We start from the raw sequence: 9,698 nt of genomic DNA, 5'->3' as shown, positions 1-9,698 counted from the left end.
TACCTATCTTATGTACCAAAGAGGTGCGCGGGGTGTTCTGGTTGAACCCAATCCTGAATTGGAAGCGCTGATCCGCATTGCGCGCCCGGAAGACGTTCTCGTGCGATCCGTTGTCTTGCCCGCTCCGCAAGCATCTGCCACGCTCTTCATCGGAAACGCCCATGAGCTTTCCTCCGTGGATAAGGCACATATTGAAAGTTTCGGCGACTTCGACGGCATAGGAGGTATCCGAGAACATATCGAGGTGAGCGCGATCGGTATCAATGAACTATTGGCCCCTTATGCCAATACGGTCGATTTCTTATCGATTGATTGCGAAGGGCTGGACCATGATCTCATCAAGGCCATTGACTACGAGCGCATCAGACCTGCTCTCATCCAATGTGAGCCAAGTGAGCATCGACTAAAGGGCAACAGGACTCGGATCATCAATCTGATGGAATGCAGATCATACCGGCTTGCTGCAATGACTGACAGCAACGTCATCTTCGAGCGATTGCCCTAAAATGCAGCCGTCCAAATCCGACGCTGTCACCGAACACCAAGCCCTGCCATTGCGTCCGGCTCTCGGGTGCCGGGCAGCAATCAATGGTTGCATTGCCGCATGTAGCGTAAGCGGGCAGCTCAGAGGCTTCTGTGGTTGCCGCCGGGATCGTGTCCCAGGGAGTAGAAGAAGGCGCCCCATGCCGCAGTCTTTTGACGCAAGCCGGTCCCTTACCGCTCTCGAGCAGGATAACACGATCGTCGCCGTCCTGAAATGAGCAAGGCGAAGTGGCTGATTGCCGCGCTTGTTCCAGATTCAAGCGCCAGCCGTTAAAGAAGATTGATGCCGACGCGCCATCGTTGTTGAAGCGGATGAGCGCTGGCGCGAGGAAGCGGCCAGGCCGGGCAAACGATCAAGCGGATCGCCCCGCCGGCCGGCGAGTAGTTGCGGCCCATCCGATGCTCGGCCTTGATGTGGCCGATGACGGGCTCGATGGCGGAGCGGCGGCGCGTCTTGGTGATCTTCAGTGGTTCCGACACTTCATGCACCGAAAGACCCTGCTCATGAGTCAGGCGCAAGATCGCTTGGATGTCCCTCACGCTCGTTCGTGTCGCTTGCTTCCGTCTCGGCATGGCCCCTCTCAACGTCGTCGTGAGAGGCCAAGCTGCCAGAACGGCGCAGCCGAGAACCGACGACCAAATCCGCTCCCGCAAACTGTCCGGGATTTAGTGGAATTGTCCGCGAATTACTTGTATGGGGCTATAATTTGTTAAGTTTGATCCTGGTTCGTTTTCCTCGTCTCCTTGCTCGGCCGATTGGCGACTATCTCCTCGTCCTGGGCCTTTGGGCTTTCTGACTGACCGCCGCGCGCAGTGACGGTCAAGGATGGCTGCAGGCCATCGCGAAGCGACTTATCTTTGACGGTCACGAGCACGGCGGCAGGCTCGCCTGGCCGCGGGAAGACGACGCCGTTCGGCACCTCGCCGGTGGTGACGAGACGCCGCAGGGGATCAAAAGCTTGCGGGCGAGTGCCACGCACATCGTCTTGCGTGTGGTTTTGCGGCCGTCGCTCGTGCGCGCCTGGAACCATTGGGCGAAGTTGCTGTCGTTCTGGAAGTCTGGAAGCTCAGAAACCGCCACGCCAGTTGGATCATGCCGCGCCGCACGCGGGCGTTGCCGGCGCGTGCCAACCCCTCTCGCGGCCGCGCTGGCCGCTCTCGTCCGGCGACCCGGTAAGGCCGACATAGCGCGCCACGGCGCGGCGGTCGCGCAACCCGCGTGAAAGGATCTCGTGGACCAACATGTCCGCCGTCTCGACGCCGATGCCGATGATGCGTGCGACAAGGCGAACCGTCGCGTGCGGGTCGTTTTCCGCCGCCGGGGCGGCGGCGAGCTTGCGCTCCCGTTCCTGTTCGATGCTGGCGCACCAGGCTCGAGGAAACGGTGGAGCTCGGCGCGGGTGTTATGCGGCTGCGCCGTCCCCTCAGCCGTGCGGATGGCCTCGAGCCTATCCGCAGCCTGGCGTAGGCTCAGCCGCGCAGCCAGCCAAGAAGGGCACGCATCAACAGCTCGGTGTCGAAGTGATCGGTCTTGGCGCGGCGGTGCTCGCGCGACACCGCAACGCTGGCGGGGTGGCCTCGATGGCTTGTCCCCGCAGCCAGCGCGCCAACCAGAAACCGTCGCCAGCCGCCTCATAGGCGACGGCGATGCGCTTGATCGGGTGCCCGGCCTGGCCGGCTTCGTCGCGCCAGCGCTGCAGGAGTTTCAACAGAGCTGGCGCATCAGCATCGAGCTTCTTGAGCGGCTGGCGCTTGAAGCCCGGAACCAGCGCGGCGACCAGCCACTTCGCCTTGCTCATTTCAGGACGGCGACGATCGTGTTATCCTGTTCAAGAGCGGTAAGGGACCGGCTCGCGTCAAAGATTTCGACGGGAAGCTCCTTCTGCTGGATGTTCTTGGAGCGCCGAAGCATGCCACACCCTCGCCGCTCGCCCCATGAAACACGCAGAAAGCGCAGGTCCGGCAGGGCAAACTGTATCCAGTGGTAGTCATCCAGGAGGCGGGGTTGGACGGCTTCTGGATCGAGCGAGTACTCGCAGCAGAATCCTGGATTGAAAGCTACGTGGTCGATGCCGCCTCGATTGCGGTGCCGCGCAAGCGGCGGCGAGCAAAGACCGACCGGATCGATGGCGAGACGTTAATTCGGACGCTGATGGCCTACAAGCGGTGAGAGCCACGGGTGTGCTCGATGGTGAAGGTGCCGAGCCTCGAGGCAGAAGATCGGCTCCGCATTTCCCGCGAACGAAAGGCGCTGGTGGCCGAGAGGATTGCTCACAACAACCGGATCAAGGGGCTTCTCTTCAACCAAGGGATCCGGGACTATGAATCGCTGTGCCGTGACCGGCGCAAGCGGCTGGAAGAATTGCGGACCGGCGATGGCGGCCCGCTGTCCCATCATCTCAAGGCCCAGATCGTTCGCGAGCTTGATCGTCTCGAACTACTGCTCGGCCAAATCAAGGCGGTCGAGGCCGAACGGGATGCGCTGATCGCCGAAGAGAAGCCCGACTAGACAGCGCCTATGACTGCGCTTCTTGCTCTCAAGGGGATTGGTGCGGAGTTTGCGGCCGATCTTGTATGCTGAAGGCCTGTTTCGGCAGTTTGGCAACCGATGGGGTAGATTGCTTCCGCCAAGCCTGGTCGGCGTTCGCGGTGTCCGCCGCCATTGCTAGATGGAATCCTTCAGAAGGCGTTACGGCCTTGCCACCGGCGAAATACGGATGAGGCGCTGCTGAATAGTCAAGACCATCGACCTCATTGAATTCGGTGCCCCATGGACCCCCAACAAAAATGCAAGACGGCCGGCTTTGAACAGGTCTCTTATCTCTTGAGAGTTGGTCGGACCACGCGAGGCCACGCCATCGGCAAAGATGCTTCCATACCATTTTCCTGCCTGCGGCCAAGCATCGTTGGCCACGTCCACGGTCAGCAAATCGTCACGCTTGACGCCCGGCCCACCGCCGAGCGACTCCGGAGGGATTTGTAGCTGATAGTAGCGATCGACTTCCTCGAATCCGAAGCCGTCCTCCGGCCGCCTGCACCTTCTTGGCAAGCTCGATGACGTCGTCCCAGGCATGTGTGCGTCGGGCGAGACACCCGGCGCTTCAACACCGGCCTTGGCCAGAAGCTTTTTGTTGAAGAACAGGAGCTGCGTTGACCCCCACAGCGGCATTGACAGCATCTTCCCGTTGGCCGAGGGCGCTCGTCAAGTCTGCCAAAATGCCTAGTTTGGAAAACATCGGGACATAGTCGGGTCCACGAGGAAGACATCGATTCCGGAATTCCCCGTACGGAAGCGCTGGACTATCGTGTTCTGCAGGTCTGCAAAGGGCACACCTTCAAAAGAAACCTTCTTGCCAGACACCTTTTCGAAGGCATCGAAGAGCTCGTTATATTCGGCGCCGTCTCATCGCCGAAGAATCGCAGCGTCTGGTCCTGCGCCGCGGCCGGCAACGACCCAAGGAGTGGCAGGGACGACATCCCCAACGTGCCGGTCAAGAAACCGCGCCGACCCAGAACGATATCCCATTCTACTCGTCTTGTTTCCTCCCTTTAGGTATGTGGACTGGCAACGATGGAACCACTCCTACCGCGCACGCAAGTTATTTCTTGCAAGAATGCAATAATCTAATATTGCCAAGCGCAAATGCCATGTGGTAGCAATGATTCGTCCATGAGGAGGCCCCATGGTTCAGCCCGGTAGAACTCCACTTCATATTCAGCTCGCCGACATCATTCGGTCTCAGATCGAGAGCGGCGTCTTCAATGCTGGGGAGAGGATCTTATGAGCATGCACCGAGATGGCCCAGCTTCGCCGCTGTTCTGGCCTGTCAGTGTTGACGGCACGCTCTCATTCAAGAGCTTGCACGACATCAAGACGTGTCAGCCGAGCTGGCGCAAGCAGTCCCCTTCGCGCATTCCGGCTCATGCGTCGCTTGGGGGATCCCGTTTGAAATTGGGTGCCCGGTTATTCTCCGGGATCAGCCGCTCACAGTCAAAATTTCGCTGACCACAGCTCGATGGTTTGTATTCCTGCACGCATCGGATGTTCGCCCGCTTTCTGGCGATCAAAATGGGCTTATTTCTCCGATGCGAGGAATCGGCCAACTGGGTGAACACGCGGCCAACTACGTCCTGATTTACGATGACGGCTCTGAGGAGAGGGCGAAGATCCGGCGGCGACATCAGGTAGGATCAATTTCTACCGCGATGGGGGGAGCAATGCACCGAAGCTCTACCGGCCATAAAGCCTCGCCCTGTGTCGTTCAGGACTAGCCATTAGCGGCATTCGACAAGAAACATTGCTGGTCGCCACAATCCCATCGGGTGGGGCGAGCGGCAGACGCAGCTCATTTTCGAGGATGATGGGCCGTGGATTAACTTCGTTTGGGCCTTCGAAAATCCACATCCGGAGAAAACAGTGGAGGCACTCAGGTTCGAGCCGGTCTGCGGCACCTTGATAGTGTCCGGGTTGTCCGTCGGGGATACTTGCTCCACGCCTCTCCGCTGGAAGAAGCGCAAGAAGGTACTGCTCAGGACGTCGTCCGAACTGAGCTTCGATCCCGCTCTCGATGAGCACAGCCTCTTGGACCAGATCCAACTCGATTTGGGCCAAGTTATCGCTGCCCGCCCGCGGCTCGTCCATCCTAGGGAAGAATGGGTAGAGACCCGTCAAAACCTGCAGCCCAAGACGGCTTCCCATGAAGTGCTGGTGGAATACGCCGCTCACGAGGATGCTGAATTCCATTTGGCGGACGGTACCCGCGTCGCTCTCCGCAACCTTGAAACCTCCAGTTCTCGAAACGGTGTTGTCCTGGAGCCGGTAGAGCCTGCGGACCAGCGTGTGAACCTTCGCGTCGTTGAAGCAGGAACGAACAGGGCTATTCCCGTCAAGCTTCACGTCCACGGGCAGGATGGGGAGTATCTCGCTCCAGTAGACCGGATTCGAAATCCGAATCCACAATGGTTCGAGAACTACAGCCCAGATTTTTGCCATGGCAATCACATCTCCACCTACATCTCCGGACAGACGACGATCGATCTGCCGCTTGGTAATGTTTACGTAGAGATCACCAAAGGATTTGAGATCAAGCCGGTCCGAAAAACGTTCAAAATCACACGAGATACCGAGCAGATAACGGTCGAGATAGACAAGGCTCTTCATTGGCGTGAAGAGGGTTGGGTCACGGCAGATACGCACGTCCATTTTCTTTCTCCGGCAACAGCCATGCTGGAGGGTGCTGCAGAGGGCGTGAACGTCATCAATCTCCTGGCCAGCCAGTGGGGAGAGCTGATGACCAATGTCGGGGATTTCGATGGTCACACAACCTTCGGTGCAAAGGCGGGCGGCGGTACTGGCGAGTTTCTGGTACGGGTTGGTACCGAAAATCGCCAACATGTGCTCGGTCACATCTCCTTACTCGGCTATTCCGGCAACATGATCTTGCCGCTGTGCTCGGGTGGTCCCGATGAATCTGCAATCGGCGACCCGGTCGATGTGCTCCTGACCGAATGGGCGCGGAAATGTCGCAAGCAGGGTGGGCTGGTTGTGCTGCCTCACTTTCCGGATCCCCGATTGGAGAACGCCGCAACGATTGTCCTTGGGGAAGCGGATGCCGTCGAGATGACTTCCCTCAGAAACTTATACAATGGCATCGATGCTTATTCTCTCTCCGACTGGTATCGATACCTGAACAACGGATACCTCATTCCGTCGGTTGCCGGAACGGACAAGATGTCCGCCGAGTTTGCCGTGGGAACGATCCGGACCTACGCCAAAATCGCCGATAATCGGGAGTTCTCCTACGAGACGTGGATGGATGCTGTCCGCTCCGGCCATACGTTTGTGACCTATGGTCCTCTGATGGATCTTAGTGTCGACGGAAAACCCATGGGCAGCCGCATCAGCCTGCCCTCGTCGGGCGGGACGATCAACATCAGCTGGAACGTCGCAAGTGTGATCGTGCCGATGACCAGGATTGACCTTATCGTCAACGGCGAAGTCAGAGAAAGCTGTACCCTCAGGCCGTGGCAGGATGCCGGAAGTTGGTCGGTGCCTATCCAGAAAAGCTCCTGGATCGCGTTGCTCGTCCGCGCGAAATATGATGACAAACCTGAAATGATCGCCGCTCACTCGACGGCGGTCATGATCGATGTCGAGGGCTCTCAGTTATTTGCCGCAGCCGACGCACTCACAATCCTGGACCAGATCGAAGGGTCGATGGCCTACATCGACACAATCGGAACCCGCGCCGAGTTCAAGCGGTATAAGGAGATGCGGCTCATGCTCCAGTCCGCGTATAGGCGCCTGCACAATCAAATGCATCAAATGGGATATGATCACCCACACAGTGTTGGTACGCACCATTCCGAGCATGATTAGTGGAAGTACAACAACCGCGCACAGATTTTGAAAGAGCAACGCCCGATAGACACTCCGATGATTAGAAGCAAATCCGCCAGACCAGCCTTCGTGGCAATTATGCTTGCAGCTGTATGCAAGCCGGCATTGTCCCATATCGGGGTCGGCTCGGCCAATTCGTTCGCGGCCGGTCTTGCGCATCCGCTCTTCGGGCTTGACCACATCATGGTGATGGTCGCGGTCGGTCTGTGGGCGGCGCTGAAGGGCGGACACGCGCTCTGGGCTTGGCCGACGGCATTCGTCGGCCTGATGCTTGCTGCCGGCGCGCTAGGCATCGCCGGCGTGCCCGTTCCGTTCGTAGAGCCCGTCATCATCGCCTCGATTGTGGCACTCGGCCTGCTAACCGCTGCGGTGGACCTGCCTGTTGCAACAGGGGCGGTCATTATCGGCTTCTTTGCGCTTTTCCACGGTCACGCGCATGGCACAGAGATCCCCGAGACCGCAGGGGGGCTCGAATATCTCGCCGGCTTTGCCCTTGCCACAGCACTCCTGCACGGCGCAGGAATCGGCTTGGGCCTGTTGCCGGGCCGGCGCTTTCGCGGCCTCGTGCGGCTGGCAGGCGCGGCGACCGCAGTGGCCGGCCTTGGCTTGATGGTCGGCGCGGTCTAGAAATGCCCGGCCGGGAATTAATCGCTACAGTTGGCCGGCTTCACGTCGGAATGGTGGCCGGCTTCAGTCGGAATCCGCAAAACGGGGAGCATCATCGGTGCCCGCGTTCCAATGGCCCGCTTACGGCCGCCTGCAGCAACACGTGCAGGCGGCGATAGCCGAAGCGCCGGCGCTCATGCGCGATCGCCTTCATCCGCTCCCGAAGGTCACCATCGTCGCCACGGCTCGCCTTGTGGCGAACCGTCATCCGGCAGCATCCGATGGTCTGCACGCCCGCCACGCTCATCTCGAATGCCGTTCGAAGATGCGACAGCCTCTCGCTCGGTAGCGGGCGTCACCATTTTTTCCCAAAGCGGCATCGTCGAGCATGGCTTCCGTCAGAAGCCGCTTCAGACGAGCGTTCTCATCTTCCAGCGTCTTCAGCCGCTTCGCTTCCGACACGTCCAAGCCGCCATACTTCGCCTTGCATTTGTAGATGCGGGCGTCGCTGGCCCCGTGCTTGCGGCATAGATCGGCCATTGAAACTCCGGCCTCGTGCTCCTTCAAAACCCGATGATCTGCTCTTCACTGAAAAGCTGCGCTTCATTCTTCTGGTCCTCGCGTTGGGCCAGATCGAACTTCAAACCGATTAAGCTAAAGGGGCAATGTCAGAAATGCTTCCCCTTTGATTCAAGTAGGCACATCAAATTCGGAATTGTTTTTGAACATAAATGTCGATGGTACATTTGCAATATGAAGTTCATATTCATTGTTCGGATCTGAATAGAAACTTTTTTCTCTAAGATGACCCTATGTGCTAGGTGTTAGTAGGTGCTGCAGGCGCACTTCCGAATGGTTATTCCTGGAGATACACATTTGTTCCTGCAGTCTAGCGTGGTCTTTCAGGAGCTTAACACATGATGATAATTTCGTGCAAACTGGGCCATGATGGCACGATTGCAGCACTGGATGCATCAGCGGCCGAGCTCATCTATTCATACGAGGCTGAGAAGAATAGTTTTCCGAGATATTCGGCCATTACCCCGACAACGGTCCTCGATGCCGCTGGCCGTCTGGACGCCATTCCGGATGTGATTGCTGTCGGTGGGTGGGACAACACAATCGCGCGCTCCGTCGCGGCAGGCTACTACGGCATAAACCAGGGCTCGGAGTTGATCAGCGAGGAGACCTTCTCGGCAGGAAGGTGCATTTTTATTCCTCGACGCACGAGCGCTCCCATCTCTGGGCACCTATAGCATGTCGCCATTCCTCGCTGGTATGCCCTGTTACGCGCTACTGTGGGAAGGGTTTCTCGGCGATTTTTACGAAATTGATCGCAGATCCGCAATACACTTTGCCAAAAGGACCAACGCGTTTCGGAGATGCCGGCAAGCTAATGGCGCTTAGCGCCTACGGGCAGACCGGAACGCCTGACCGGGACGAGCAGGCGCTGATCGATTTCCTGCTTCCAAGCGAGCAGTACCCATTGTGCAAGGAGGATATGCGGAATTCACCGTACTACAACATTGGCGTAACCAATCCGAAGTTCACCAACCTCGCCAGGCGCGTTTCGGACGCCACTTTCGATTCGTTCCACACCTTTGCGAAGAAGAACCTGACAAAGGGCTACCCGCTGCTGATTTCCGGCGGGTGTGGATTGAACTGCGAGTGGAATCGCCGTTGGCTCGAAACGAATCTGTTTTCCGACGTTTTTATTCCGCCATGCACAAACGATACAGGCTCGGCAATTGGGACGGCAGTCGACGCGATGCGGCACTTCACAGGCAATGCTAAAATTAAATGGAACGTCTATTCAGGCCAGCCTTTCATATTTGACGAGCTCGACCAGACGGAACTGGAGGGGTCGCGTCCCCACAGGTGGTGTAGCTCGGCGGTAGCGAAGCCGCTCGCGAGCGCGCCCTCGATAGCGCTGTAGCGAGCGAGCGGCTTCGCGGTGGTCATCGACAGTTCGCCGGTAAGGTCGGGTTGCTGACACCAACCTGATTCGAAGGAACCATCGATGACCGACGACATGATGAACCTGCGCGCGCTCGTGGAGAAGACTCCGGATTCCGATATCCTGCGCGAGATGATCGGCTTTGCCGCCGAGCGGCTGATGGAGCTGGAGGTTGGGGCCGCCACCGGCGCG

Annotated in this window: 10 protein-coding genes and 4 pseudogenes; 7 read left to right on the top strand and 7 right to left on the bottom strand. The window is 58.4% G+C overall.

Annotated features, from left to right (window positions below; genetic code table 11):
- A partial coding sequence (locus AC0L3N_RS32950; protein ID WP_473551784.1) for an FkbM family methyltransferase occupies window positions 1-505 on the top strand: 505 nt, incomplete at its 5' end.
- A gap of 308 nt (window positions 506-813) precedes the next feature.
- Here the strand turns inward: AC0L3N_RS32950 and AC0L3N_RS32945 are convergent.
- From AC0L3N_RS32945 to AC0L3N_RS32935, 3 genes are all read right to left on the bottom strand, one after another.
- Window positions 814-1,062: a hypothetical protein gene (locus tag AC0L3N_RS32945; RefSeq protein ID WP_473551790.1), complete on the bottom strand. Its 249-nt coding sequence runs from the start codon at window positions 1,060-1,062 to the stop codon at window positions 814-816.
- 572 nt (window positions 1,063-1,634) lie between these two features.
- The gene (locus AC0L3N_RS32940; RefSeq protein ID WP_473551782.1) at window positions 1,635-1,787 is read right to left on the bottom strand and encodes a hypothetical protein; all 153 of its coding nucleotides are present in this window, start codon (window positions 1,785-1,787) and stop codon (window positions 1,635-1,637) included.
- Window positions 1,788-2,045: 258 nt separating this feature from the next.
- On the bottom strand, window positions 2,046-2,342 hold the full coding sequence (locus tag AC0L3N_RS32935; protein ID WP_473551780.1) for a hypothetical protein: 297 nt from the start codon (window positions 2,340-2,342) through the stop codon (window positions 2,046-2,048).
- A gap of 146 nt (window positions 2,343-2,488) precedes the next feature.
- Between AC0L3N_RS32935 and AC0L3N_RS32930 the strand changes: the two are divergent.
- A pseudogene (locus tag AC0L3N_RS32930) lies at window positions 2,489-3,152 on the top strand (transposase); the annotation flags it as partial.
- An 80-nt stretch (window positions 3,153-3,232) separates the two neighbouring features.
- Here the strand turns inward: AC0L3N_RS32930 and AC0L3N_RS32925 are convergent.
- Together AC0L3N_RS32925 and AC0L3N_RS32920 are read right to left on the bottom strand one after the other, a co-directional pair.
- The gene (locus tag AC0L3N_RS32925) at window positions 3,233-3,712 is read right to left on the bottom strand and encodes a hypothetical protein (protein WP_473551778.1); all 480 of its coding nucleotides are present in this window, start codon (window positions 3,710-3,712) and stop codon (window positions 3,233-3,235) included.
- A 51-nt stretch (window positions 3,713-3,763) separates the two neighbouring features.
- Window positions 3,764-3,931, bottom strand: a pseudogene (locus tag AC0L3N_RS32920) (hypothetical protein); the annotation flags it as partial.
- A gap of 1,029 nt (window positions 3,932-4,960) precedes the next feature.
- On the opposite strand from AC0L3N_RS32920, the gene AC0L3N_RS32915 reads away from it, so the two are divergent.
- Together AC0L3N_RS32915 and AC0L3N_RS32910 are read left to right on the top strand one after the other, a co-directional pair.
- Complete coding sequence (locus AC0L3N_RS32915; RefSeq protein ID WP_473551775.1) at window positions 4,961-6,922, top strand: CehA/McbA family metallohydrolase; 1,962 nt, start codon at window positions 4,961-4,963, stop codon at window positions 6,920-6,922.
- A gap of 57 nt (window positions 6,923-6,979) precedes the next feature.
- Complete coding sequence (locus tag AC0L3N_RS32910) at window positions 6,980-7,570, top strand: HupE/UreJ family protein (protein WP_473551772.1); 591 nt, start codon at window positions 6,980-6,982, stop codon at window positions 7,568-7,570.
- A gap of 91 nt (window positions 7,571-7,661) precedes the next feature.
- Here AC0L3N_RS32910 and AC0L3N_RS32905 read toward each other — a convergent pair whose 3' ends face one another.
- Both AC0L3N_RS32905 and AC0L3N_RS32900 read right to left on the bottom strand, forming a co-directional pair.
- Window positions 7,662-7,856 carry a hypothetical protein gene (locus AC0L3N_RS32905; protein ID WP_473551787.1) on the bottom strand — a complete coding sequence of 65 codons (195 nt, stop codon included), beginning with the start codon at window positions 7,854-7,856 and terminating at the stop codon, window positions 7,662-7,664.
- Between the two features lie 14 nt (window positions 7,857-7,870).
- Window positions 7,871-8,181, bottom strand: a pseudogene (locus tag AC0L3N_RS32900) (transposase); the annotation flags it as partial.
- Window positions 8,182-8,466: 285 nt separating this feature from the next.
- Between AC0L3N_RS32900 and AC0L3N_RS32895 the strand changes: the two are divergent.
- The 3 genes and pseudogenes from AC0L3N_RS32895 to AC0L3N_RS32885 all read left to right on the top strand — a co-directional run.
- On the top strand, window positions 8,467-8,805 hold the full coding sequence (locus AC0L3N_RS32895) for a hypothetical protein (RefSeq protein WP_473551770.1): 339 nt from the start codon (window positions 8,467-8,469) through the stop codon (window positions 8,803-8,805).
- Window positions 8,806-8,879: 74 nt separating this feature from the next.
- On the top strand, window positions 8,880-9,485 hold the full coding sequence (locus tag AC0L3N_RS32890) for a carbamoyltransferase N-terminal domain-containing protein (protein ID WP_473551768.1): 606 nt from the start codon (window positions 8,880-8,882) through the stop codon (window positions 9,483-9,485).
- Between the two features lie 84 nt (window positions 9,486-9,569).
- Window positions 9,570-9,698, top strand: a pseudogene (locus AC0L3N_RS32885) (IS256 family transposase); the annotation flags it as partial.

Source organism: Mesorhizobium sp. WSM4807 (genome assembly GCF_055811615.1).
Note: the sequence above shows the minus strand (reverse complement) of the source record. Positions and strands in the feature narration are given on the sequence as shown.

Excerpts from the sequence above, each read along its gene's own strand:
- AC0L3N_RS32940 (WP_473551782.1), bottom strand. The coding sequence starts at position 1,787 with ATGTTGGTCCACGAGATCCTTTCACGCGGGTTGCGCGACCGCCGCGCC.
- AC0L3N_RS32925 (WP_473551778.1), bottom strand. The coding sequence starts at position 3,712 with ATGCCGCTGTGGGGGTCAACGCAGCTCCTGTTCTTCAACAAAAAGCTT.
- AC0L3N_RS32905 (WP_473551787.1), bottom strand. The coding sequence starts at position 7,856 with ATGAGCGTGGCGGGCGTGCAGACCATCGGATGCTGCCGGATGACGGTT.
- AC0L3N_RS32895 (WP_473551770.1), top strand. The coding sequence starts at position 8,467 with ATGATGATAATTTCGTGCAAACTGGGCCATGATGGCACGATTGCAGCA.
- AC0L3N_RS32910 (WP_473551772.1), top strand. The coding sequence starts at position 6,980 with ATGATTAGAAGCAAATCCGCCAGACCAGCCTTCGTGGCAATTATGCTT.
- AC0L3N_RS32935 (WP_473551780.1), bottom strand. The coding sequence starts at position 2,342 with ATGAGCAAGGCGAAGTGGCTGGTCGCCGCGCTGGTTCCGGGCTTCAAG.